Annotated in this window: 1 protein-coding gene; it reads left to right on the top strand. The window is 65.5% G+C overall.

Annotated features, from left to right (window positions below; genetic code table 11):
* The coding region (locus SB756_RS29305; RefSeq protein WP_410913056.1) for a pyruvate kinase at nucleotides 1–290 on the top strand (290 nt) is incomplete at both ends.

Genomic DNA, 290 nt, shown 5'->3' with positions numbered 1-290 from the left:
CCCGCCAGCTGATTGGCGACCGCGCCTACCTGATGGCCAAGATCGAAAAACCATCGGCCGTCGAACAGCTGCAAGCCATCGCCGAACTGGCAGACGCCATCATGGTGGCCCGTGGTGACCTGGGTGTGGAAGTGCCCGCCGAAAGCGTGCCGCAGATCCAGAAACGCATCATCGGCACCTGCCGCCAGCTGGGCAAACCAGTGGTGGTGGCCACGCAGATGCTCGAATCCATGCGCTTCTCGCCGGCCCCGACCCGCGCCGAAGTCACCGACGTGGCCAATGCCGTGGCC

The organism is Pseudomonas sp. SIMBA_068 (assembly GCF_046534705.1).
GTDB classification, from domain to species: Bacteria; Pseudomonadota; Gammaproteobacteria; order Pseudomonadales; family Pseudomonadaceae; genus Aquipseudomonas; species Aquipseudomonas putida.
This window is presented reverse-complemented; position numbering and strand designations above follow the sequence as displayed.